The 25,338-nt window shown below is 43.2% G+C and carries 20 protein-coding genes; 9 read left to right on the top strand and 11 right to left on the bottom strand.

The annotated features are described in order from the left end of the window. Positions 1-11 precede the first annotated feature (11 nt). Both EHS15_RS10905 and tpx read left to right on the top strand, forming a co-directional pair. Positions 12-1,145, top strand: coding sequence for an LBF_2804 family protein (locus EHS15_RS10905; protein ID WP_135760604.1), 1,134 nt, complete (start codon positions 12-14; stop codon positions 1,143-1,145). Between the two features lie 54 nt (positions 1,146-1,199). Further along, positions 1,200-1,715 carry a thiol peroxidase gene (gene tpx, locus EHS15_RS10900; RefSeq protein WP_135760603.1) on the top strand — a complete coding sequence of 172 codons (516 nt, stop codon included), beginning with the start codon at positions 1,200-1,202 and terminating at the stop codon, positions 1,713-1,715. Here tpx and EHS15_RS10895 read toward each other — a convergent pair. The 3 genes from EHS15_RS10895 to EHS15_RS10885 all read right to left on the bottom strand — a co-directional run bounded on the left by EHS15_RS10895 (position 1,712) and on the right by EHS15_RS10885 (position 6,385). After that, positions 1,712-4,030, bottom strand: a complete 2,319-nt coding sequence (locus tag EHS15_RS10895; protein WP_135760602.1) for an ATP-binding protein — start codon at positions 4,028-4,030, stop codon at positions 1,712-1,714. The two genes, tpx and EHS15_RS10895, sit on opposite strands and share 4 nt — an antisense overlap. A 1-nt stretch (position 4,031) precedes the next feature. Further along, complete coding sequence (locus tag EHS15_RS10890; RefSeq protein WP_135760601.1) at positions 4,032-5,111, bottom strand: metallophosphoesterase family protein; 1,080 nt, start codon at positions 5,109-5,111, stop codon at positions 4,032-4,034. 80 nt (positions 5,112-5,191) lie between these two features. Further along, positions 5,192-6,385, bottom strand: a complete 1,194-nt coding sequence (locus EHS15_RS10885) for a CaiB/BaiF CoA transferase family protein (RefSeq protein ID WP_135760600.1) — start codon at positions 6,383-6,385, stop codon at positions 5,192-5,194. A gap of 125 nt (positions 6,386-6,510) precedes the next feature. Between EHS15_RS10885 and EHS15_RS10880 the strand changes: the two genes are divergently transcribed. Further along, positions 6,511-11,097: a beta strand repeat-containing protein gene (locus tag EHS15_RS10880; protein WP_246052086.1), complete on the top strand. Its 4,587-nt coding sequence runs from the start codon at positions 6,511-6,513 to the stop codon at positions 11,095-11,097. Between the two features lie 45 nt (positions 11,098-11,142). Here the strand turns inward: EHS15_RS10880 and EHS15_RS10875 are convergent, their stop codons facing one another. Both EHS15_RS10875 and EHS15_RS10870 read right to left on the bottom strand, forming a co-directional pair. Continuing rightward, positions 11,143-12,966, bottom strand: coding sequence for a sulfatase (locus EHS15_RS10875; RefSeq protein ID WP_246052085.1), 1,824 nt, complete (start codon positions 12,964-12,966; stop codon positions 11,143-11,145). Next, on the bottom strand, positions 12,963-13,352 hold the full coding sequence (locus EHS15_RS10870) for a DMT family transporter (protein ID WP_135760598.1): 390 nt from the start codon (positions 13,350-13,352) through the stop codon (positions 12,963-12,965). The genes EHS15_RS10875 and EHS15_RS10870 overlap by 4 nt, the downstream gene beginning before the upstream one ends. A gap of 47 nt (positions 13,353-13,399) precedes the next feature. Here EHS15_RS10870 and EHS15_RS10865 point away from each other — a divergent pair, with 47 nt between their 5' ends. Further along, positions 13,400-14,239: an alpha/beta fold hydrolase gene (locus EHS15_RS10865; RefSeq protein ID WP_135760597.1), complete on the top strand. Its 840-nt coding sequence runs from the start codon at positions 13,400-13,402 to the stop codon at positions 14,237-14,239. 9 nt (positions 14,240-14,248) lie between these two features. On the opposite strand, the gene lpdA is transcribed toward EHS15_RS10865, so the two are convergent. Together lpdA and EHS15_RS10855 are read right to left on the bottom strand one after the other, a co-directional pair. Further along, positions 14,249-15,676 (bottom strand): dihydrolipoyl dehydrogenase, encoded by a 1,428-nt coding sequence (lpdA, locus tag EHS15_RS10860; protein WP_135760596.1) that lies wholly within the window; start codon positions 15,674-15,676, stop codon positions 14,249-14,251. A gap of 43 nt (positions 15,677-15,719) precedes the next feature. Continuing rightward, positions 15,720-16,460: a class I SAM-dependent DNA methyltransferase gene (locus EHS15_RS10855; RefSeq protein ID WP_135760595.1), complete on the bottom strand. Its 741-nt coding sequence runs from the start codon at positions 16,458-16,460 to the stop codon at positions 15,720-15,722. A 76-nt stretch (positions 16,461-16,536) separates the two neighbouring features. Here EHS15_RS10855 and EHS15_RS10850 point away from each other — a divergent pair, with 76 nt between their 5' ends. The 4 genes from EHS15_RS10850 to EHS15_RS10835 are packed head-to-tail and all read left to right on the top strand — an operon-like array spanning position 16,537 to position 20,736. After that, entirely contained in the window at positions 16,537-17,649 is a 1,113-nt protein-coding gene (locus EHS15_RS10850; protein WP_135760594.1) for a hypothetical protein, read from the top strand. Beyond that, positions 17,650-18,162 carry a chemotaxis protein CheX gene (locus tag EHS15_RS10845; protein WP_135760593.1) on the top strand — a complete coding sequence of 171 codons (513 nt, stop codon included), beginning with the start codon at positions 17,650-17,652 and terminating at the stop codon, positions 18,160-18,162. 10 nt (positions 18,163-18,172) lie between these two features. Then, entirely contained in the window at positions 18,173-19,207 is a 1,035-nt protein-coding gene (locus EHS15_RS10840; protein WP_135760592.1) for an alpha/beta hydrolase family protein, read from the top strand. Between the two features lie 47 nt (positions 19,208-19,254). Then, the gene (locus EHS15_RS10835) at positions 19,255-20,736 is read left to right on the top strand and encodes a DUF342 domain-containing protein (RefSeq protein WP_135760591.1); all 1,482 of its coding nucleotides are present in this window, start codon (positions 19,255-19,257) and stop codon (positions 20,734-20,736) included. A gap of 37 nt (positions 20,737-20,773) precedes the next feature. On the opposite strand, the gene msrA is transcribed toward EHS15_RS10835, so the two are convergent. Together msrA and mtnA are read right to left on the bottom strand one after the other, a co-directional pair. Further along, positions 20,774-21,286 (bottom strand): peptide-methionine (S)-S-oxide reductase MsrA, encoded by a 513-nt coding sequence (gene msrA / locus EHS15_RS10830; RefSeq protein WP_135760590.1) that lies wholly within the window; start codon positions 21,284-21,286, stop codon positions 20,774-20,776. A gap of 12 nt (positions 21,287-21,298) precedes the next feature. Continuing rightward, positions 21,299-22,366 (bottom strand): S-methyl-5-thioribose-1-phosphate isomerase, encoded by a 1,068-nt coding sequence (gene mtnA / locus EHS15_RS10825; RefSeq protein ID WP_135760589.1) that lies wholly within the window; start codon positions 22,364-22,366, stop codon positions 21,299-21,301. Between the two features lie 117 nt (positions 22,367-22,483). Here mtnA and EHS15_RS10820 point away from each other — a divergent pair, with 117 nt between their 5' ends. After that, positions 22,484-22,750, top strand: coding sequence for a sigma-54 down-regulated protein (locus EHS15_RS10820; RefSeq protein ID WP_135760588.1), 267 nt, complete (start codon positions 22,484-22,486; stop codon positions 22,748-22,750). 36 nt (positions 22,751-22,786) lie between these two features. Here EHS15_RS10820 and EHS15_RS10815 read toward each other — a convergent pair whose 3' ends face one another. Continuing rightward, positions 22,787-23,512, bottom strand: coding sequence for a hypothetical protein (locus EHS15_RS10815; protein WP_135760587.1), 726 nt, complete (start codon positions 23,510-23,512; stop codon positions 22,787-22,789). Then, positions 23,509-25,326 carry a CHAT domain-containing protein gene (locus tag EHS15_RS10810; protein WP_135760586.1) on the bottom strand — a complete coding sequence of 606 codons (1,818 nt, stop codon included), beginning with the start codon at positions 25,324-25,326 and terminating at the stop codon, positions 23,509-23,511. Before EHS15_RS10810 ends, EHS15_RS10815 begins: the two co-directional genes overlap by 4 nt. Positions 25,327-25,338: the final 12 nt, after the last annotated feature.

Here is a 25,338-nt window from a genome sequence, read left to right as displayed (position 1 = left end):
CAAAGAGAAAAATGCATACGAAAGAACAAATCTACAGACCTGGCACTTTAGAAAAATGGGGAAGAAGGGTGATCCTTTCCCTCTCTCAAAAAAGAAAAAAAGGAAACCGGGAAGAAAACTCGGACGGATTCGAAAAGAACACGAATCGAACCATACTCTTGGGAACCATTTATTCCTTCTTCATCGGATTCATTCCCTCTTACGCTTTCGTATATCTCAGTTTTTTTCTGCCTACTCCCGACATATACCACCTAACAGAAAGTTTCGAGTCGATCGTTTATATTCTGCTTCTGATCATACTTTTCACCGCAGTGGAATTTTATCTTCTGTTTCGTGTCTGTCTTTATCTTTCTTTCCGAATGGCGGAATACGCAGACATAGAACTGGAAGACGAACCGGAACTCATCACTCCTATTCCTGGAATGCTTGCCAGAATCGCTCTTGAGATCCCCGATCCAGAACTCAAGTTATACGGAATTGATCCTTACAGAAGGCTGAATCGAAAAGCCCTTGCACTGAAGTCGATTCTTTATAAAATCAAGGTTCTTCTTTCCAATCTCATCGCAAAAGTGCTTTTAAAAGCTGTGATAGGAAGAAGCAGTCTTCGTCTTTATATAGAATACGTGGCGGCACCTATCACCGGTTTTTGGGATGCATTCACCACCTATCAAATCCTGAAAGAACTTCGAATGAGAATCATCACTCGAAAAATCTCCGAACAAATCATTCATTTGGCAAAACAAAAAGCGGATACTTTAAGCGTGTCCGGTAAATTGGCTTGTTTGCAGGCGGTCGCCAATTCCATCGTATATACCAAAACCTTTCACCCTAACTTCGAATATCTGCTTTTGAAATTGGTGCAATGTTTCTCTTTGGAAACGAAACCGGAAGAAATCGATGATTTTTTCAAGTTCAAACTCACTCTGGGATCATGCGGTCGCGAAGAAAGAAAATTCGCCTTTCATATTTTCCTGATCGGAGTCGCTTTTGATGGAAATCCTTCCGAAGAGGAGAAGGAAATTTTACCGGATCTATATCCCGAATTTTCAGAATCCCAATGGCAAGAGGTCAAAGAACTCTCTTCTCTCATTCGAAAGGGGCATCTCAAAGAAGCGGTTTTAAAGTCAGAAAAAATGATGTTTTGATTTTATTTATTTCCGAATTTGCGAGAATTGTCTAATTCGAAGTAAGGAGTCATTATGGCATCGGTAACACTCAAAGGAAATCCAATTTCACTCGAAGGGAATCTACCCCAAGCAGGGGACAAAGCTCCCGATTTTAAAGTCGCAAAACAAGATTTAAGTGAAATTTCCCTCAAAGACCTTTCCGGAAAGGTAAAAATTCTCGTGGCGGTTCCCAGCTTGGACACTCCTGTTTGTGCCATTGAAACAAAAAAGTTCAACGAAAAGGTTGCGAAAGAATCGGCAATCACAACTCTCATCATCTCGGGAGATCTTCCTTTTGCTATGAAACGATTCTGTGCTACGGAAGGGATTCAATCCGAAAACCTAATCACAGGTTCTCAGTTTAAAGATTTTTCCTTTTCTAAAAACTACGGAGTTCATATCGCTTCCGGCCCTCTCTCCGGACTAGCGGCAAGAGCGGTGTTCGTAGTGGACAAATCGGATGTGATCCGTTATGTGGAACTTGTTCCTGAAATCGCAAGCGAACCGAACTACGAAACGATTCTCGCAGAAGCGAAAAAACTCACCTAACCTAACTTATGGAGGATGCATTTCATATCTTTGGAACCTGCATTCTCCGTAATACATTTCGATAAAGACTCATCGAAAGTAAAAAACACTCCGTTCCAATTTTCCTTTTTCAAAAAATCCAAAGTATAACGAACCGCGGATTCCGTTCGGGAAACATCCATATGACGGAAAGGTTCATCCAAAAGCAACCAAGGAAGATGCGATTCTCTCCCAACTCGAAGCGCATACTCGAGTCTCATCGCAAAAAATAAAAGTTCTTTTGTGCCTGTGGAAAGATGATCGAACTCTCTCACTTGCCCTGCCTTGTCCGCGGCTTTGGGAACATCTTCGGAAAGACTGTTCCAATCGATTTTCCTGATTTCAGAACCCGTTAGAATTCCGTTCCATTTGGAGGATAAAGATTGAACGAGAGAAGACATTTCATCCTCTGAACCTGCATCCATTTCCGCAAACACATCACCTAATATTTGATATGCTTCAATGTTCTTTTCCAATTCCTTCAGGGAACTTTCCGCTTGCGAAAAATCGAACATTCCTTTTTCCCATTGTTTCAAAACCTGGTTCAATTGTTCCGTGGAACGAACGGAAACTGTATGAATTTCCTTTTCCAATTCCCCTCTCTCTTTAGAAAGGGATTCTTTTTCCTGGAGCAGATAGCCTAGATCCGATTTAAGATTTTGTTTTTCCGTTTTATGCGCAGGGGTAAATGTTTTGGAGATTCCTAACTTTTGATAAGACTCCAGCTCATCTTTGACTCTGCGGCGAAGTTCATCGAAAGAAGACCATCCGTTATCTTCCATCACCTTTTTTAATCTAGACTCGATGGATTCGAATTCTTGAAGAACCGCTTTTGCGGAACTCAATTTTTCTCTTAACTCTTCCAAAGAGGAAGAGCCGGATTCGGAAAGAAGAGAACGGAGAGAATTTTCCCTTTCTATTTTTTCGGACTGAAGATGAGTTTGGTTTTGCGAGAGATCGGAAATCTCCGCTTTTTTCTTTTCCAAATCGGAAAGAAGAGAAGAAGATTTTGATCTAACTTCCGTAAGTTTTTGATAGTATGTTTTGAACGCTTCCCTAAGACCGTCTCTGGAAACAAGTAAAGGACGAATCTCTCCTTCCGAAAGCAGAATCAATTCTTCAGAAAGAGAAACCATTTCCGATTTTATTTTTGTTTCGTCTTTTTCGAATCGTTTTTCTTTCCCTTTCCAAAAAATCAAAAAAGATCCCGCACCGATCAAAACGATTCCTAAAAATCCCAAATAACGAGAATGAGTTTCCGATTGTAAAAACCAAGAAAGAGAAAGACCGGATACGAATAGAATCCCTGCGATCGCCAAAATCTGTTTTTGCCAAACTTCATAATAAAGCTGGGGAAGGTTTTCGAACAAATCGTCCAACTTCTTTTCCAAGGACTTGATTTTGGTTTCCCATCCTGCAATTTTTTTCTCTTTTTCGTCTAACTCTTGTTTATTTTGATTCGAAGTTCCCACTTGGGACTGCAAAGAAACAAGAGTCTCGGACTGATTCTTCCATTTCAATTGGATCTCTTTGATTTGGTCGGAAAGAGAAGTGATTTGTTTTTCCGAATTTTTCTCCAAAAGTTTAGCGGAAAGGGATGCCGCTTTTTCCTTTTCCTCTCTTTCCAATGCGAGAGAGTACACTTGGTCCAAATAGGAATATTTTTCGGATTGGTCTAAAATCGCCAAACGAGAGTTTATCTCTTCCACTTTGGAATCGATCGGTTCCATTTTTTGAACGTATTTTTTTCGTTTCTCTTCCAGTTGAGGCAAAGAAGACCAAGTTTGTATGATTCGTTTTCTCTCAGAGTCTACAGTTTGAAACTCTGCGTTTTTCTGTTCCTTCCATGTATTCGCTGCCTTTAAATCTCTAGCGGATTTGCGGGCGCCGGTTCTTTCCGCATTCTCCAAACATTTTTGTCTAAGATACTTGGCATCGAATCCGCTGTCGAAAAGTGATTTTTGGACAGCATCCAACATCTCCTTTTTTCCTTTGGCCTCGTCCATGACGATTCCGATATTGCCTTCTCTCACTGCATGCGAGTTTAAAAAGCTGAATGCGGGAAGAGAAGAAATGCCTGCAGGATTAGGTTCTATCTTGGCTTCCCTGTCTTTCTCATAACGGGCGTTCAATTTTTTCCCGTATGCGGTCGCACCGGAGATCTTTAACAAAGAAGATACGATGGAATCGAATAAAGTCGTCTTACCGGTTTCATTTTGTCCTAAAAAAACAGTGACTTGTCCTAGAGGGAATTTTTGATCCCGAAAGATTCCGAATTTTTTTAAGGAGAGTTCCATATTATCTTTTTCCCTCCGTAAGAAGTTCCAAACCCAAAAGTTTGGCTCTGTTCCAAAGTTCCGGTTCCAAAGAAGTCCTCTTCCCGTCCATCACATCCAAAAAACGACGGATGAATTGGTTTTCCCCTAAATCTTTCAACACCTTTACTTCCGACTGATCCGAATCGAATTCGACGATACGAAGTTTGGTGCTCCATCCTTCCGTAATTTCCTTTTCGAATTCTTTCAGATAGGACATGGTTTCCACATAACCGGAATAACGCATTCTCACCCAATCGGAAGGACCGCAGGAAGAAAGATAATCTGAGGGGGTTTTTTCCGGTTTCCCATCTAACAAAAGAGATACTATGATTTCACGATATTGTCCGGCGGACTTCCATTCCAAATCGGTTTTGGTGATTCCCGTTTCGGTGACTTCCAAAAGATATCCTCCCCGTTTTCCGAACTCTCCCTTTCTCCAAACCCGGGAAGAACCTGCATAAGCGATCCAACAGTCTCCGAACCTTTGTGACCTGGCTCTATGGATATGACCGACGGCCACATAATCACAACCTAACGACTGCAATTGACCGGAATCCAAAACTCCTCCCCCTTCCTCTTCCGTTTCAAAACCCGTGAAACTCATTCCTGAAATGACTGCGTGCGCCATTCCGATGCGAAAGCGGGAGGATTTTCCTTGAGGAGGTTCTGTCAATAAATTGCCATAGGACTCCTGATGAGGGATTCCCAAAATTTCCACAAGATCATTGAGTTTCAAAATTTGATATGGTTCTTTTTCTATGATGAAAATTTGATCTCCCCAATCGAAATCGGAGTAACCTCCTCCTTTGGATTTTTTTCTCAAACATTCGTGGTTTCCCGGCAGAAAATAAATTTTACCGGGAAATTGTTTGGAGCGGGAAACGAACTCGGTTCTTAATTTTTCCAGATCGGAAAATGTATCGAAGATATCTCCGCAAAAAAGAATGCCTTCGCAAGACAGATCTTTTGCGGTTTTAAAAATTTCATCTAAGACGGATAAACAATATTCCCTCTCGTTCGCATCGGAAAGGTGTAAGTCGGAAGCTTGGATTAATTTCATCTTTTATTTTTGCCGAACTCAATGATATAGGAGCCCTGGGACAAAATTAATCCCGCTAGAAAAAAAAGCAAGTGGCTAGATCAAATGACCCTATCTTTCCGAAATGCTTGTATTTTCTCTTCCGTATAACCCAAAGATTTTAGAATTTCATCGGTATGTTGTCCATGATCGGGCGGATCCATTCGATATTGAAAAGGCGTCTCCGAAAAATGAAAGGGGGAACCGAATTGAAGTATATCTCCGTACTTTTCATGTTTTGTCTCGAAAACCATTTTTCTTTCCTTCCAATGAGGATCTTTAGCCACTTCTTCCATACTAAGGATGGGGCTGAGGCAGGAATCTTCATTATTGAAAATAGGTTCCAGGTCGGAAAAAGTTTTCCCGGCGAAATAATCGGTTAATTTCTGTTTGATGATAGGAAGATTTTCTTCGGTCATCGGAAATTCTTTCGTAAGATTTTCCATTCCCGCCACCTTTAAGAAGGTTTGGAAAAACATATCTTCCAAAGCCCCAAGCGCCACATACCTTCCTTCTTTGGTTTGATACACATTATAGTTGGGAAGTTTGCCGGATAAAATGTTATTCCCCGCTTCAGGAGTTTTTCCGGAAGCAGATAGGATGCCGCCGTATAACGAAAGAAATTGGAGAGAAGCATCCGTCATCGATACGTCTATCTTTTGACCCTTTCCTGTTTTCTCTCTGTAGTACAAAGCGGCCAAGATTGCGGACACCGCGGTCAAAGTTCCTCCTCCTACATCCGCCAACTGAAAGCCCGCAGGGCGAGGAGGATTTCCCGTCTGATGCAAAACTCCCGAAATGGCGAGATAGTTTAAATCGTGTCCGGCAAAGTCCACATATTTCCCTGAGGTCCCGTAACCGGAGATACCGCAGTAAATCAGCCTTGGAAATTTTTCCTTTAGAACCTCGTAACCGATTCCCATCTTATCCATCCCATCGGGACGAAACCCTTCTAGCAGAATGTCCGCATCTTCCAGAAGTTTAAATAGAATCTCTTGGGAAGAAGGACGTTTCAAATTGAGAGTGATCGCTTTTTTATTTCTGTTGAGCATCATAAAAAGAGCAGGATAACCGGTGTTACCTTTGAACATGGCACGAGAGCCGTCATAGGCACGAGGGTTCTCTATTTTGATCACTTCGGCGCCCATATCGGCCAAATGTTGGGAACAAAGAGGGCCAGGCAAAAGAAGAGATAAGTCAATAACTTTTATCCCTTCTAAAGGGCCGGTAGGATTGGAAGAATTCGATTTTGTCATATTTTCTAAGGCTCATTCCCAAAAAAGTAAGAGAATGTGAGTGCTTTAATACGTTATATATATAAGGTGAACTAGGAAAAGGAAAGTCATTTTTCCTCAGTACTTCTCCTAGGGTCCAAATAGGGATGACGATCCATCGATTAACAATAATTACGCTATTATTTCTCTCTTTTTCCTGCTCAAGCGTATTACGTCCCAATCTGCTTCTACTTTTCGGATCTTTTTTTCAGTCAGGCATCAAAGCGGGAAGCCTCATTTACGATGCGGATGTGTATTTGTTCACCAGTGAATCGGGAAGAGTGGCTAGTTTCGAAGTTTCACTCAACCAAGAGCCAAGTTCCGCAGTTCTGATCGGACCCATTTCCACTTCCGACTCCACGGAAGGAGCTGTGATCTCGGATACATACATAGAATTCACCCCTTCCAATTGGTTCCAATCTCAAACCATCCTCATCAAAGGCGTGGATGATGTTTTGAGCGATGGGAATATAGCATACAATATCACATTCGGTTCTTTTTCGACGGAAGATAAAAGATTCCAGGGGCAACCTCTTCCTGTTGTCTCATTAGTAAATACGGATGATGAAACTTCGGGAGTTGCCGTAAATCCCACGACAGGTTTACTCACTTCGGAGAGCGGACTCAAAGCGAGAATCTATTATGTTTTGCAGACAAGGCCGATGAGGCCTGTCACAATTCGCAATTTCGCTTCCTCTGTGGTTACAGAAGCGACAGCACCTAATACGGAATTGGTGTTTACATACGAAAATTGGAATGTTCCTCAATACATCGAAATCACCGGCGTGGATGATTTTTCCATCGACGGCCCTCAAAATTATATCATCTCCGCAGGGCTGACCGTTTCAGAAGATCCTTCCTATAACGGAAAGTCCGTTCCTATAGCTACGGGAACCAATGCGGACAACGACAGTGCCGGTTTTACGGTTGTTAGTTTGAATTCTCCTGTCACTACGGAAGCAGGAGGAACCGCATCCTTTGCAGTGGTGATGAATACGATCCCTACCGGAAATGTCACCATATCTTCATTAGTTGCCAGTCCGGCGACGGAAGGAGTGGTGTCTCCCAGTTCCCTAGTATTCACCCCCTCCAATTGGAACACACCTCAAACAGTCACCATTACTGGACTGGATGATTTTGAAGCGGACGGAAACCAAACAGTCACCATAGTAGTGAGTGCAGGTAGCTCCAGTGATACGAATTACAACGGTTATCCGGGACCTGTATTTCCTTCGGTAACGAATATGGACGACGATACGAGAGGTTTCATCGTATCCCCTTCCACTGCGGTCACATTCTCCGAAAACGGAGGGTCACAGATATTCACTTTCCGGCTCAATTCCAGACCTCCCGCAGGGACAACCGTCACAATTGCGGGAATTGCTTCTTCACTTCCCGGTTTGGTATCTGTAAGTCCCACAACTTTGGTGTTCACTCCTGCCAACTGGAATGTGCCGCAAAACATCACTGCATCTGGAATCAACAATGCTATCGATGAAGATACCAGAGTCGTAAACTTGAGTTTCGGAAGCGTGGATACCAGCTCCGGTTCCAGAGACACAGGATACGATTCAGTATCTCTGCCTTCTTCGATCGCTATGTCCGTCACAGACGATGATACGGCAGGATTCACAGTGACACCTGTTTCCGGTTTGGTGGTGGACGAAAACGCAGGCCCGTTTACAACCACTTTCACCGTCGTTCTCAACAGCCAGCCGACAAACAATGTACAAATCCCCAGCATCACATCCAGCGATACTTCGGAAATCACCGTTTCTCCTTCCAGTTTGACATTCACTACCGCCAACTGGAACAGCCCTCAGACGGTCACACTCACTTCCGTGATCGACGGAACTTTGGACGGAGACAGATCGGTGACGATCACTTTGGCCAACGCTACCTCTTCCGATGCGAAATACAGCGGACATTCCGTACCTTCCGTATCCGCTCAAAACATTGATAGTGGTGCTCCCAAAGTAGTTTTGCAGAATATCTCCTCCGCACTCTCCATGGTGGAGGACGGAACTTCTACCATCACCTTTGAAATTAGGCTTTCCATTCTTCCCGGTTCAAGTGTTACCATAGGTCCCATCACAAGTTCGGATACTTCCGAAGCGGTAATCCTAGACAGCTCCGGCAATCCTACAAGTTCACGCAGCCTAACATTTACCACTACGACGGGAGGAGCGGGAAGTTTCACAGATGCAAACAGTAGTAGCGGATGGAATGTCGCACAGACGATCACGATTCGTTCCGTAGCGGACGATTTTGCGGACGGAACCATCCCGGTGAACATCAATATACCGTTAGCTTCCGGTTCTTTTTATACAGGGCTTCGACCGGATGTCGCTTTTGCAGGATACAACACTTCTACTGGAAATCTAACCGTTTCCATTACGGACAACGATACGAAAGGATTCACATTGTCCGCAACCACTCTGAACTTAACGGAAGGAGGAATGAACGGAACGTTCACTGTCCGATTGAATTCCGCTCCTTGTAACACTCCTGCGAATTTGGAAAATTGTACGGCAGGGTCCGTCACTATCCCTCTCAGTTCGGAAACCTTCAATGCTCCCGATGTGACACAATATACATTCAGTCCTTCCAGCTTAACGTTCACAGAAGCGGACTGGAACACTCCCCAAACTGTGACGATCGTTCCATCTAATGATGATTATGATGAAATTTCGATTCGTTCTCACACATTCACTTTAGGAGCGATCACAGGATCGGGAACGGATTACGAAGGAATGAATCCGAGCGACGTCACAATCAATATCACCGACGACGACAATCCTTCTCCTAAAGTAAACTTCGCATTAAGAAGCGGCTTTCAAGCGTTCACCGCAGAGAACGGGCTGCAAACAACCTACCAAATTCGGTTAGCGACCAGTCCTCTCGTAGGAAATACGGTCACGGTCACTGTGGCGACAACGAACGGAAACGAAGGTAAAATTTTGGATTCAACAGGCCCGGACGTATTAGTGAATTCGAAGGTTTATACATTCGACAGTACAAACTGGAGCACATCCGTAGACGTAATCATCAGGGGACAACCAGATAACGGAGATTCTGCGGATGTTGCTTATACGATCACTGTAGGATCGGGAACGGAATCCGGCACCACTCCTTCCTGGTACAATAGTTTCGTAGGAGCCACAGGAACGACTGCGAATCTGACAAACTACGATATAGGTGCGAACAAAGTAACGATCGCAGCGCCTTCTCTAACTCGTGCGGAAAACTCATCCGCATTCACAGTTTATGTCTTTTTACAGCAAGAGCCTACGGGGAACGTCACGATTCCATTGTCGACAAGTACAGCTTATCCTTGTCAGTTGATTGCAAGTCCGACAGTAAACCAATTTGCAATCTCTCCTGCGTCCCTTTCTATCAATGCATCCAATTGGAATGTTTCCGGAACTCACAATCAATTCACAGTCACACCGAACGATGATGCGGTGAATGACGGAACCATAACCTGCCCCATTCAAATAGGAGCCCTCACATCTTCCGACGCATACTACAGCGGATATGATCCAACCGATCTGAATTTGACGTTAACGGATAACGATACTTCCGGGTTCTTAACTTCCAATTCCATTCCCAGCCCTCTTCTTACTTCCGAATCGGGAGCCTCCGCCACATTCGACCTGAGGCTGACTTCTCAGCCGGTGGATGATATAACGGTCCAACTGGATACGACTCCTTCCGGGATTGCAGGATTCAGTCCGTCCACCCTTACCTTTACACCAACTAACTATGGAACGGTGCAAACCGTCACAATCACCGGGCAAGATATAGGTTCTTCCGGCGACCAAAACTATACGGCATCTATCTCCGCTACTTCCTCGGAAACGAGCACGGGAGGAACAGGTTCGGTCTTGTATAAGGATCTTTCCGCAGCCACACTCAATGTAAAAAATATAGAATTATTGTACGACATCGTCCCATGTACGACTGCAGTTCCCGCTTCTTCCTGTGTCACATCTCCCAATGCAGGAGGAGGGCTTGTTTCTTCCCCTGCCCTCACAACAACAGAATTAGGCGGACAAGCCAGATTCCAAGTGCGTTTAAGAGCCAGACCGAACTCCACTGTCACGATTCCTGTTGCTAGCTCGAACACCGCAGAAGGGACGGTGTCAGTCGCCTCTCTCAGTTTCACAACCTCCAATTGGAATACGATGCAGGAAGTGATCATCACAGGAATAGACGACTCTGTAGCAGACGGTAACATCATTTATGCGGTCAATTTGGGACCTATGGCGGGAGGGGGAAGCGGATTCAACGGGCAAACATTACCTTCCGTCAGCATCACGAATAACGACAACGATACTGCATCGATCATCGTCACTCCTACTTCAGGACTGGTCACTACGGAAGCGGGAGGAACGGCATTCTTTACCGTTCGATTAGGAAGCGAACCGACTTCCATAGTGACGATTCCTTTATCTTCCTCGAACACTGCGGAAGGAACCATTGCAGTGACACAGGTTCAGTTCGATGCGAATTGTCCTGGAGCGGATTGTTGGAGCACTCCGAAGGTAGTTACGATCACAGGAGTGGATGATTTCATAACGGATGGAAACATCGTTTATACGATCATCACGGATCCTGCGGTCTCCGCAGATACGAACTATAACAATATGAATGCGTCGAATGTAAGTGTCACGAATATGGATGATGATTGATTCGATGCAGAATCATAATGCGGTCGGTTAATGCGGTTTTAGTATCTACTGCACGTAACCCTGTTTTCTCAAAATCTCCAAAGCGTCCGTTTCCAATCGATCGGCACGAGAATATTCTTTTTTATTAGCACCCACTCTCCAAATCTGCATACGGGTTTCCGAAGAAGGTTCTGGAGAACCGATAGGTGCATCGAACAAAGATTCGCAATTAAAGTAACATCCATTTGGTGACAAATCAAAGGAACCGATTCCTAATTTCTCTTCGTTTTTCCTAACTCCGTTCACAAAGAAAGAAAAATTAGGAAAAGATACATCCGGATATACTTCGAAAGAAAACTCTATAAAATCGGTTTTCCCTTTTTTAGAAGGATCCGAATTCCAAATCAATTCCAAGGATCGGGGAGATTTATTCCATTGAAGAATGTCCGTTTCGGGAAACGAATCGATCATTCGGATCTGCCCTGCAGAAATAAGAACTTTACAGGATAACATCGACGGATCGTTTGCACCCCGATTGATTCGAACATGATAGATAGGAAGTTTGGGTTCGATCTTTCTTATCTCTTTCCATAAAGCTTCTATCTTTCTTTTTTGTTCTTCCGTAAGTGCTGAGTCTTTCACTTCAGAGATATCGAAAAACTTAAACGGAAACACCTGATCAGGGTCTCTTTGAATATCATAATAATAAAATACTTCTTTTCCTACGGCACCTTCCCAGAATTTACCCAGTTCGTGGAACCGGTAAGACTTTTGGAGAAGGAAATGATTTTCCCGTCCGATCCCTTGTGTCGATCTCGTTTCCCCGTAGTACATTCTGTCCTTAGTCTCCGAACCGTTCATCACAGGAATCAGACTTTTTCCATCCGTATCAGATCGGGGTTTGAGTCCCAACACTTCCAATATCGTGGGATAAATATCGATGGAACGTGTTCTAGTAACAATTGTTTTATGATCTTTTTGATGAGGCAGTTTTAAAAGAAGAGGAACGTGAATGTTTTCCAGAAATAGATCTTGTCCGTGACCGTAATAGGTATTGGTTCCCGTAAAAGGGGAAATGGAGTGAGCGAAATTCATGACTTCCCCGTGATCGGCAGTGATGAGAATCAAGGTGTTGTCCCATAACCCTTTTTCTTTCAAGGTATCGAATATGATTTTCAGCTGATCATCCACATAAGCGACTTCTCCCAGATAGTCTCTTTTTTTCTCATCCAAAATCTCGTCCGTTTTGATTTTGGAATCATAACCGGGAGGAGGAGTGTATGGTTTATGAGGATCGTTAAAATTCAAAAAGAAAAAAAAGTTTTTCTGAGGATGAGTTTTCTTTCTCTCGGATAATTGAGAGACCACATCCAACGCCTTACGAGTAATAACCGGTGTATCATTAGTTAGATGGGAAAAATCGTTTAAAGACTCGAAACCTACGTCGACACCTAGCCCGTTTCGATCCGTAAGAAAGGGATTGTTTCCCACCATAACGGTGTACATTCCTTTTTCTTTTAAAACCTTAGGCAAAGGATTCGGCTCGGAAACATAAAACGCTTCCGCTTCCGACTTAGGAGCTGGGTAATCCCAAAAATTCACAGGATTTCTGGAAGCGTATTTCCCTGTGAAAAATACTAGAGTGGAAGGCCTTGTCCAAGAAGAGTTCACCAAATGGTTTTTAAAAACGTAACTCTGCGAAGAGAACTTTTCCAATTCATCCGTCACTCCGTAACGTCCGATCAAATCTCCTCGAAACGAATCTAATACGATCCAAAGAACATCCGGTTTTTTAAGTTTGGAGAAAGAAGAAATTTCCTGTTTGGGTGCAGGGGAACAAAGGCAGAGAGATAAAATTAAAAAAGAAAAAAAGAACCTAAGGAACTTCAAGATTCAACATCAAACATTTGTAAAGCGGTAAGCCAAACGCCGATCAAAATGAACAAAATTCCGATCCATTGGGTCCAGTTCAATCTTTCCTTAAAGAAAATCGCAGACGCAATGAGTACGATGATGAAACCGCTGGAAGTGAACACTGGATAGGCGAGAGAAAGCTTCAACCCCTTTCCCAACACGAAACGGTATCCTAAAAGTGCCAAACCGAAGCTAGCAAGCCCGGCCATAAAATAGGGATTAAAGACGGTAGCGATGATGCCTGTGGCATTGGCTTCCACTGGATTCGTGGAATCGTGCAAGGAAGAAGTCTTCATCAAAATGTTTGCCAACGCATTGAAGAATACAGCTATACAGAAGACTAGGAGGATCTGAACTTGCATGGAGATACTGGCAAAGTAGAATATTTTAGAGTAAGGTCAAATATAAAATGAAAACCAAATCCTTTCGCTTCCAAGGCATCCATCTTGCCTATTACGACTCGGAATCGGATCTTCCTCCCCTTTTGTTCTGCCATGCAAACGGATATAGTGCGGGATGTTATCGTTATTATCACGAAAGGCTTAAAGACAAATACAGAATCATCGCCCTGGACTTTGCCGGTCACGGGAAAAGCGAATCGACTTTAGACTTTAAAAATTGGAATTTTTTCCGCGACCAAATACTCACTCTTTTGGACCACGAAAAGATTGAATCGGTCACATCCGTAGGACATTCCTTAGGAGGAGCCTCCACACTTCTCGCTTCCGCCAAAGAGCCGGAACGATTCAAAAAACTGATCGTTTGGGATCCGGTAGTTTTAGGCTGGAAAATGATCACCCTCAGCAAAATCTTCGGAAACCCTTTGGCAAGAGGAGCAGCCAAACGAAGAAAAACGTTCCGTTCCATGGAATTGATCCGACGGTCATACCGCAAATTTCCCGCCTTTGCAAAGTTTGATGAAGGTATTTTCGAAGACTATATCTCTTCCTGTTTCAAAAAGGCGGAGAACGGAGAGGAATGGGAACTTTGCTGCGACCCAAAAGTGGAAAGCCGAATCTTCGGCCATTCCCACTATCTCGTTTTTTTGGATTTTTATAAAATCACAAAAGAGACCCATGTCCTCATTCCCGAAGAATACGAAGTCTGCGGGCCGAAACAAGCCGCACTGATCACAGGAAAAAATGAAAAATCTTCAGTGACCGTTTGGTCGGGGATCACTCATTTTTTTCCCTTCGAAGAACCTCAGAGCAGCTTAGATTGGTTAAATGGTAAATTAGAGGCGCCCTAACGGATCGACTCAGATATTCACCGCTTCTCCCAAAACGGCAGCGGCGGCTTCCATCACTCCTTCCGAAATGGTAGGATGGGCATGAATCGTAGATGCGAGTTCCTTCACTGTGATTTCCATATTGGCACCTAACGTCAACTCTGCGATGAGTTCTGTGGCACCGCTTCCTATGATATGGGCTCCTAAAATTTCCCCGTGTTTTTCATCGGAGATGATTTTCACCATACCTGTGGTATCTCCCTGCGCCTGCGCTCTTCCGCTGGCGGTAAAAGGAAATTTTCCTATCTTCAGTTGGTATCCTGCAGCCAAGGCCTTTGCTTCCGTAAGCCCTACACTTGCCACCTCAGGATGACAGTAGGTACAGCCTGGGATATAATCGTAGTTTAACGGATGGATGCTGAGTTTATGAGGATTTCCGTTTCTGATGGAGATGTCTTCTGCGGCACGGATTCCTTCCGCACTGGCAACATGCGCCAATGAAGGAGTAGGAATACAATCTCCGATGGAGTAAATATGATCTACGGACGTTCTGTACTTGGAATCCACTTCTATAAAACCGTTTTTCAATTTGATTCCTATCTGTTCCAAACCTATGGAAGAAGTATTGGCGGAGATTCCCACACCCACGATCACTTTTTCAAAAGTGAGTTTTTCCTTTTTCGCAGACTTTCGATCCTGCAAAGTCAACTCCACAGAGTCCGAATTCACGACTGCGGATTCTACCGCATAACTTAGATATTGTTCTATTTCTCTTTTTTTATAACTGCGTTCCAAAATGGAAGAGATCTCAGCATCCTCGTTCGGCAAAAGATGATCTTGAAATTCGATAATGGTAACTTTGGATCCCATGGATTGATAGAAGTCTGCGAACTCCACTCCGATAGCTCCCGCTCCGATGATGGCAAGAGTTTTAGGAACTTGTTTTTGGATCATCGCTTCTTTTGCGGAAAGAACTTTTTCTCCGTCGAAAGGAAGAAAAGGAAGAGCTTTGTTTTTGGCTCCTACTGCGAGGATGTAATGATCGGAAGTGTAAGAAGATGTCTCTCCTTTTTCATTTTTCACTTCTATGGTATGAGGATCTAAAAAAGAAGCGGTGCCCGGCAGAACAGTGATTTTGTTTTTCTTCATCAAAAACTCGACCCCTTTCGCCATTTGATCCGCAACGGATCTGGATCTTTGGATTACTTTTTCAAACTCGATTCCCACATTCTCCGCTTTCAAGCCGAAACTTGCGGCTTTTTTCAAATGTTCCAGAACGTGAGCACTCTCTAACAAGGCTTTTGTGGGGATACAACCCCAATTCAAACAAACTCCACCAAGTCTTTCTTTCTCGACCACTGCGGTTTCGAAACCTAACTGAGCGGCACGAATTGCGGCCACATAACCGCCCGGCCCTCCACCGATAACAATGACTTGGAATTTTGAAGCGTTTGTCATAAGATCTCCCAAGTCATTGGGATACCGTACGAAAGAATGAAAGTCAAGACCTCTTTTTGGCTACGACGAGAATCCTGGCTCCTGTTTTTAAATATTTCTCTTCATCGTAATTTCCGTAAACGTGAAGGATCTCAAATTTGGCATCGTCTAAAAAACTCTGGATTTGAGGGTAATGAAATACCCTCATCGTATGACGGTCTTTCAGATCTTTCTGATTTAGATTATAGACATAGTTCACTTCTACGATAGCCACATCGTCCGCACGAGTCATACGGAATCCCCTGTTTCTACGGATAGAAATATTTCCCTGTCTTACATTACTAACTGCAGTTATAGGCTTTCGTTTGATTCTATGAATCGGATCCGCATTCCAAATTTCCAGAACCACGAGTCCCGCTTGTTTGAGATTTTTATGAGTGTTGCGAAGAAAATTGATCACTGCGTCGTCGTTCAAAAGATAATTGAACGTTCCGTAAAGACACATAATGGCGTCAACCTGTTGTTTGGCGACGTAATCCTCCATTTTTCCCAATTCGAAATGACAGTGAGGAAATCTGCCTTTTGCGATTTCCAACATCCTTTGGGAAGCATCCACTCCCAAAATCTTGAAACCCATGGCCTGGATTTCTTTTACATGTTCTCCAGTACCGCAGCCTATATCTAGAATGGTTTGGATTTTATGGCGTTTGAAGGTTTGCCGCAAGAACTCGACTTCTTCCGAAAATTTGCGTCCGGCTTCTTCGATAGTGAAATAATATTCGGCAAGTTCGGTATAAAGCTTCATTGAGGTTGCGATTTGAGGAAAATCATTTTAGAGAATCCGAAAATTGCCCGTTAAAGATAATAACGGCAAAGATACCATGAAACGATATTTAATTCCTGCGATTTTTTTCACAATAGGACTTTTGCTACAAGTTTGGCTTTATTTTTCCTGGATCACTTTCGGGCTTTTGTCCGTTTCCACAATTTTACTCAGCCTTTTGATCTTCAGCATCAGCGAAATGAGCACCATTCCCGGAAAAGAGGATGTTGTAGAGTCTTCTCAGGAAAACGCATCCGAAACTAAGGAAGAACTGAAATCGGAAGAGATCGCAAACGAAGAAGAATCGCAAACATACATCCCTCCCTTTTTCGAAGACAGAGATCCGATTGCCCTAGCAAGAGAAATCAAAAAGGGAGAATCCAAAGCGTTGTTCTGCGAAACGGTCAAACAATACAGCCTTCCCAAAAGAGATCCTAAAATCTCTTCGCTGCTGTATGCGTTTTATGATGGAATCGGATTTACGGAATGTTTCTGGCAAAAGGGAGCTCTTTTGGTGGATTCAGAATCCAACGATTTGGAATGGGAAGAATACGAAAAAGATACGATCAAAGAACTTCTTCCTTGCCTTTCCAGAAATAAACAGAAGTTATATCTCCCTCTTTCCCTCAACCAAAATCTGTTCGGATTGGTTTGTCTCACAACAAAGGAAAAATTCTCGGATTCCGAAATCGCATCTCATTGGGAATCGACACTCATTCTCTCCGAAAAACTTTTGGAAAAAAGGGAATATGCAAGAGCCTTGCGGGATCCGAAAACATCCCTTTTCAACAAATCCCATTTTTATCATACGGCAAAAGACAAGTTTTATTCCCAAATTCGACAAACACTCGTTTTGTTGAAATTCGTAAAGGAAAAACATTCCATCGAGTTTGCGATTTGTCTGAACGAAATGATCAAAAAAAGAGGACTGAACGACTCTTCCCTTTTCCAATTGGAAGATTCCATCGTCGCAGGTTTTATTCCCAACCAAAATCTGGATCAGTTCACCTATATGATGCAAAGTTTTGTGGAAGAGTTGGATGAACTAGGATACGAATGCGAATTGGCATTGGGATATTCTTCTCCTTCCGAGCCGAATTTAAAATTCGACCAATGGATCAAAAAAGCATACATCTCCTTGGAAAACAGCATCCTTCATAATGCGGCTTAGATGGACCCTCTCTTAGACGAAAAGTTCATACTTACAATCTCTCAAGTTCTGCCTGAACATCTGCAAAAGGTTTTGCAGGTGCAGGCGGATAGAGAAGCCTACGGTCCTTCCAAAAACGAAGGATTGTGTTTTGAAAACTGCACATGTGTGGAGTTTGCGGGCGACCTAAACGGAAAAGTATATTTGGCTTTGGACGGATACACCAAACTCAAGTTACTTCCTAAGATTGCGAAATCCTTTCAGATCGATCCCACGTCCAGAGCCCATTCCTCTTCCATCATGATGGAGTTCGCCAACCAAATCAGTGGAAAACTTATTTCTGAAATGCAGTTGGGAAGATTCGAAATGGACATACTTCCTCCCGAAAATCTGAATCATAAATTAGTGCCCATTTCTCTGGAAAAATACCGCCAATACATATTGATTTTCTTTCTCAAAGACAGAAGAGAAGAAGAATACCTAGGCAGACTTTACTGTATTTTATTGTTGGAAAAATATTCTCTAAAAGATTAACTGACCCGTAATGAGGCCCTATTTCCTCTCCTTCCCTCTCATCTTCACTTACGGCGGGCTGGTCCCGGATAAAAAAATTACAAACGAACCCGTCATTCTGAAAGGCAATCGCAGAGGCCATGTTTATTGGCCGATAGGGAAAGAAAAAAAGAAACTTCCGGGAATCTACCTACAACACGGGATGAGCATCCTGGGAATCGATGACAAACGAATCATCGAACTGGCGGAAAATCTGGCCTATTGCGGTTTTTCAGTCATTTTACCAGAGTTAGCTGAAGTAAAAGGACTTCTTTTAAAAACAGAGACCATAGATCATATAGAAAGTTTGGGAGTCGAATTGTACGAAAACAAAACCTGGTATGATGGAAACAGGTTCGGTTTTTTTTCGGTCAGTTTTTCCGGGGGAATGGGACTCATCGCCTGCTCCCGCCCCAAACTTAGAGATAAAGTTTCTTCCGTTATGGTTGTGGGAGGATACTGCGATTTTCTGGACACTCTTCCATTCGTATTCAAGAATTATAATGTAGATAATTACGGAGTTTTTGTCCTCCTTTACAACCTGATCGAAAGACTCGAGCCGAAACTCAAAGAAGATCTGCGTCCCGTTTTTTACGAAGCGGCCATCGACAATGCTCTCTACAGACAAGGGGAAGAAGCGATCGCTCCCCAACTCTTAAAAAAAACGAGCAAAAAGTCCCAAGAGTTTTACCACAACATCCTATCCTCGGAAGGGTTTCGTTCGGAAACCTCACAAAGAATGTTAGCTTCCGTTCCGGAAGAACTGCCCAGAGCTTTTTCCCCCTACTACAATATGCAAGGGCTGAAGGCGCCTGTATCTCTCCTTCACGGAGAAACAGATCCCGTCATTTCCCCCGAAGAATCCGAAAAATTAGCACTGCATTTCGGGAAAATCGGACATAAATACGTACATCGCACCTCTTCCGCACTCACTCATGGAGACAATCTTCCCCTCCACACTCAGATTTTAGGAGTTCCAGCCTTACTGAAAACCTTCGGCAGTTTTATGCACTGGTTAAAAGCGTAGAGAATCTTCTCTCTTTTTCCTAGGGCTATGCCGATATTCATTACAGTATGGAACAGAATCAATCCCCGGAATTCAATCCGGAAAGGGGTTTAAAAATTCAGATTTCTGATGACCGACTTTCGGCCACCTTAGTCGTGAAACCGCTATGGCTGATTGGCGGTTCTATGAGCAATATACTGATTCTTGAGGCAATCGAAAAAGCCAGAATCCATCCGGATCGGATTTTGATGCAGGATGTGGACAAAGCCGCCTCTTCCATCGAAGCGGCGATAGGAGACGCAAGTCAACATAAATCACAACTGGAATTCATCATCGCCAGAGGCAAACCCGCAAAACAGGGAAAAAGCGGTTGGATCAAATTTTATTTTCCCAGAGCACAAAGAGTCGTCCTCAAAGAGGATGGAAGCGCGGATTTTAGAAACATCAATAAATACATTCACGTAAAAGAAGGAGAAAAACTGGCGACTCTATTCGACGGCCTTGCCGGCGAACAAGGAGTAGACGTAGAAGGAAAGCCGGTTTATCCTAACCCGATCGACAGACCGAAACTGACTTTGGGAAAAAACGTACTTCCCAAAACGATCGAAGATCCTGAAAACCCCGGATTACAATTAAAAGAATATTTCGCAGCGCTCAGCGGCGTAGTATTCTCCACAGACAACTCTCTCACCGTATCACCCGAGTTAAATATCGATTCCAGCATCGGATTAGGAACGGGAAACATCAACTTTGACGGAACCATCCGAGTGAAAGGAACCATCGAAGAAGGCGCAGTAGTAGTCTGCAACGGATCCTTGTTTTTGGAAGGAAACGTAGAATCTTCCGAAGTGACCGTCGGAGAAGATTTGGAAGTGAAAGGCGGAGTCAAAGGGAAATCGAAAGGAGTGATCCGAATCAAAGGAGATCTTCGAGCGAAATTCATAGAAAACGCAATTTTGGAAATCGACGGGGACTGTATCGTAGAGAACTTCATTTTAGGTTCCAAGGTTTATTGTTTGGGCAACGTGATCCTTACAGGAGAGTCCTCCTCTCTGGTAGGATCGGAAGTGATCACTTACAAAGGAATCACATTGTCTTCGTTAGGTTCCTCTGCACAAATGGACACAACCGTAGAAATCGGTTTCCATTTCAAAAACGACAGATTGTTTACGGAAGGAACTGCGAAACTACAGCAATTGGACAAAGAATTGGAAGCGGTCGTACCAGAAATCCAAAAGATCAAAGAGGTAGTCCAAAGAACCAGAGGCAAACTGGACGAAGCTAGAAAACAAAAGTTCAAAGACGTATTCGATGCGTATCAGAAAAAATCGAAAACATTGGAACTGCTTCGCTCTAAAGTGGAAGAACTCAAATCGACTCGATATAACACTGATAATGTGAAAGTTGTGGTAAGAAACACCGCCCACCCCGGAGCCACAATCAAATACAGAAGACAAATAGAGAAGATCACTAAGCCTCAAACATCCTTCATCATGAACTTTTTCCCGAACCAGGAAAAAGCGATGATGACCGCATTTAAGGCGAAGTAAACAAAATCTCTTCGGGCAAACTTTGTTTGCCCTTTCCTTATAATTTTAATCCCAATTTTGCCAATTTGGGAGGGATCACATAATTGCAGTATGGATTTCCAGGATTCAATGCGAAGTAATTCTGATGATAATTCTCCGCAGGATAATACTCCGGCAGAGGCGAAATTTCAGTGACGATGGAACGGCCTGCGAAGTATTTCCCTGCTTCCTTTTTAGAAGCCTCCGCGATTTGTTTCTGATTTTCATCGTGATAAAAAATCACAGATCTGTATTGAGTTCCTACGTCATTTCCCTGTCGGTTGAGTGTGGTAGGATCATGAGCTTTCCAAAAAACATCCAAAATGTCGGAGAAACCGATGAGAGATGAGTCGTATCGGATGCGGATGACCTCCGCATGGCCTGTGGTACCTGTGCAGATTTCCTGGTAGGTGGGGTTTTTTGTAGTACCTCCTGCATATCCGGACTCCACGGACAACACTCCTGGAATCCTCAAATACACCGCCTCAGTACACCAAAAACAACCTCCGCCTAAAGTAGCCGACTCTTCCATAAAATTCCTCTCTTAGCTTAGACGACTTCCGATTTCTCCCGGAAGAAAACACCCGAATTCGGTGATAAAAGAAGAAATGAATTTATGAGGAGTCACATCGAAAGAAGGGTTCAGAGCTCTCGCCCCCGCAGGAGAAGTAGTTCCCGGTTGCAGATACAATTCCCCTTTTCCATTCTTCAAAAAATCGAAAACGGTCACTTCCTCTTCCTTTCTCATTTCGATGGGAATTTTTCTGCCGTCCTCCAAGCTCAGATCGAAACTGTCCCGAGTGGCACAGACGTAAAAGGGTACGGAATGTTCTTTCGCGACAATCGCCAAATTATAAGTCCCGATTTTATTGGCAGTATCTCCGTTGGCAGCAACTCGATCACATCCTACTAACACTGCATCTATCTTTTTGTGATTCATCAGCCATCCGGACATTCCGTCCGTAATGATATGACACTCGATTCCTTCTTCCATCATCTCGAAAGCGGTAAGTCTGGATCCTTGCAGAAAAGGTCTGGTCTCATCCGCATACACTACCACTTTATTTCCTGCATCTCTCAAAGAACGGATCACTCCCAAAGCTGTTCCGTGTCCTGCGGTCGCTAAAGCTCCCGTATTGCAATGAGTGATTACATGAAACTCTTTTTGGGATTTGGAAAAAAGAGAAACTCCGTTTTTCCCCAAACGCAAATTGTCGGAAAGATCTTTCTGCATCATTTCGACCGCATAAGCTTTCCATATCTTATAATGATCTTCCCAAGATAACACTTGTTCGACTCTTTTTTTCGCTTCTTTCAAAGCAAAAGAAAGATTCACGGCAGTGGGTCGGGAGGCGAACACTTTTGCGATCAGGTTTTCCACATCTGTTTTGTCAACATTCCCTGACTGCGCCCTAGCTCCCAGAGCAAGTCCGAAAACCCCAGTGATGGCGATGGCAGGGGCCCCTCTAACAGCCATTTCTCGAATGCATGTGACTGTATCATCCACCGTTTCTAAATTTAAAAATGACTTTTTCCCTGGCAGAACCCTTTGGTCCAAGAGTGTAAGAATTCCTTCTTTCCAGGAAATGGGAGAAAATCGTGACGAATCCATGCGTCATTTTTTTCCAGGAACCGGCAAAAAAAATGAAAAAAAGGGTTGACGTTTCCTGTGCAACGCACAAAAAGAAATAGTGCAATGCACAATGACATTTAAAACGAGGAACCGAAAATGGAAAAACAAGTAAAAGACAGCCTTAACTTTATCTTAGGTGCAGTAGCGACTGTGAAAGTAGAAGCGGAAACAGCTTGGACTAAACTCAACACTGAATTCCAAAGCTTAGCTGCAAAAGGTGCGCAAGATCAAAGTGAAACTTCCGTAACTCTTAGAAAATACCTCCAAGACGGAATTTCTCAACTAGAAGTTCTCGTTGGCAAAGCAAACACTGCTGTTGCTGAGGCAAAACAAAAAGTAGCTACTGCTACTTCTAAAGCTTAATTAGAATCCTCCAGATTCAAACAAAACCCCGGTTAGCTAAACCCTCTCCGGGGTATTTTTTATCTCTTCCCAAAGATCAGAAATCCCCTCTCCCAAATACTCTCTCAAAAAAGAATATACCGATTCCAAATCGGGGAACGATTCGTACCTAATCTCGAAAGAAGTAGGAAATACTTTTCCAACAAGCCCTAGGCGGATTCGAAAAATAGAAGCGAACAAACCCTCGAAGGATGCCAATCCTTCCGAAACACTCCATCCTTTCAGAACCAAAAACCTTTCCAAAACGAAACAAAGTATATGATCCGAAGCCAAATGGGAAAACTGCACTGAGTCTTCCGTTACATCTAGGAATATTTTTTCCCACAAGTCGACTAACTCATGTTCCTTGTTTTTGCAGTCGTATGCCTGGCAAATGGAAGTTCCGTAGAAGGAAAAGTTTTGGCTTTTAGGATCTCCCGTAAAAATAGGATGGATCATACAACCGATGCGGGCTTCTTTTTCGTCCACATAACCTAAAAAAGGACAGTTGTAGGTCATATCGTCGTTCTTAGAAAAACCTTGTTCTACCGCTTCTCTATGCTGACGAAAGGCTGGGAAAGTATGTCGAACAGATAAGTTCACAGTAGAACGAAACTCATCCGTTCTTTCTTTCAAAAGTCGTTTGTAACCGGAAGAATCTAACTTGAGATTGAAAAGACCGCAACACGCCCCGCAGGAAACCTTAGGAGGAGAACCTTCTTTATCTGGATGGCAAAGGCTCAACTCGTGGAAGTCTCCATAGGAAAAGGTTCCAGACCGCTGAACACCAGTTCCAGATCTCCCGAATCTTTTTTCTCTTTAAAATAAGTAAGATAAGGAATGATCGCTTTCTTTTTATCGTGATAGATCACAAGAGAGCCTTTGTATTTGGCAAGAAGATCCGCCGTTTTATCTTTCACACCGGGAGCTGTGACTAGAGAATAAGTAGGTTTCACTCCTTTAAAATAATAATGAGGATTATGATTTTCAGAAACAAGAAGCACGTTTACTTTTTCCAATTCGGAAAATTCCAAAAGCAGATTCTCCAAAAAGAACTGAAGGATGATGAGGTAGGATTCCAATTCCTCTTTCGGGATCTCTTTCTCTTCCCACTGCTCCCACCAACCGATGATTTTAAAGATGGTTTCTTTGTGATTGTGCAGAACGAAAGGAACGGTATCCATGAAGCTTGAGATTTTTAATTTTTCGAAATCCCAAATACAACTGTAAATCAATTCCCACCATTTTCTGATGACGAGCACATCATCCGGGTTATTCGGAATCGCCTTGTTCATGGAATGGAATTTATGATCGCTGAAAATGATCATTCCCAATACTTGGGAAAAACTTTCGAACACCTGCATCAACGATCGCAAAACTTCCATTTGAGAAAGGCCTGCTCTTTGTTTGTTTAAAAACTTTGAATACGCAAGAGAGATAGGAGAAGGATAAAAATCCAAAACATAAGAAGGATTGAGTATCTTCTGCACGGGAAGGATTTTTTTCTCGGTAGATAAAACGGAGAAATCGGGATTTCCGTACAAAGCGTAATTGGCCCAAGTTAAATCGTTGGAATGATAGTTCCTTCTTGCGTTTTCTTTTGCCATATACAAAGACTCACCCACCGTTTTTTCGGTGAATAAAAAAGTATAAAACTTAGTTGTGAAGTCTATGGTGCGGTCGTTGTCTAAAATTTCCCAATTGGTTCCGATAAAGGTTTTGATTCCCGCAGTTAAAAAAGCTCCCGCATATTGATTGAGGATGTCCGGGTTTAATTTTTTACCCGCAGCCTTTGCGGACATACAAGAGTTGGAAAATACCAAATCGGTATTGATTCCCGTGGATTTGATCTCTCTTGCTTTCAGAATTTTACCTTCGGAAAGAAGCCATCCGTTTTCCAAAGAATCGTCGGAGAAATGAAGATGCCCGGAATAATGAATGATATGTTTGTCTTTGATCAAAGAAAGTAACTTAAGTTTGGTGACTTGTTTCCCGCCGATGAATTCCAATTCCAAAAGATGAGAAGGAACCTTTTGACTGAGGATGGAGAATAAAACCTCTCCTTCTTTCTGTGCATTCGGAAGGTCTTCCGTAGGATCTGCGATGATGAGCATCTTGATCTTTTGATTTTCCCGATTTACGGAACGATGCAATCCTCCCCTTACCGTTTTTCCGATGCGGAATTTATCGGAAAGGAAGGCACTTCCATCGTGCAGAAGTTCCCAAGGAATGAGAGCCAGAGTAGGATCGATATTAAAATGAATGCTTCGTTTGGTAGTGGTCTTTAGTTTTTCAATGATGGAAGAAGGAAAAAACTGCTGATAAAAAGTTTCCCCCAAAATACGCAGATCATGAAGAATATCCGCGTTCACTACTTGATTGGGATTGTTTAAAACCGCTTGCGAGACCCGAACCAGACTATCGACTTCGCCGATGAATTCTAGAATGAGGTCTTCATCGATGGTGGATTGGATGTGAGATTCTTCTCCCGGCAGATTTTCATCCAACACGTTGAAGATATTTACGTTTCCAACACGATCAATGATAAGCGAGAGCATCCTCGCTCGAGA

Origin of the sequence: Leptospira idonii (genome assembly GCF_004770995.1) — a bacterium.
Taxonomy (GTDB): Bacteria; Spirochaetota; Leptospiria; order Leptospirales; family Leptospiraceae; genus Leptospira_A; species Leptospira_A idonii.
The sequence above is the reverse complement of the archived record's forward strand: the minus strand, read 5'-3'. Positions and strand labels throughout refer to the sequence as shown.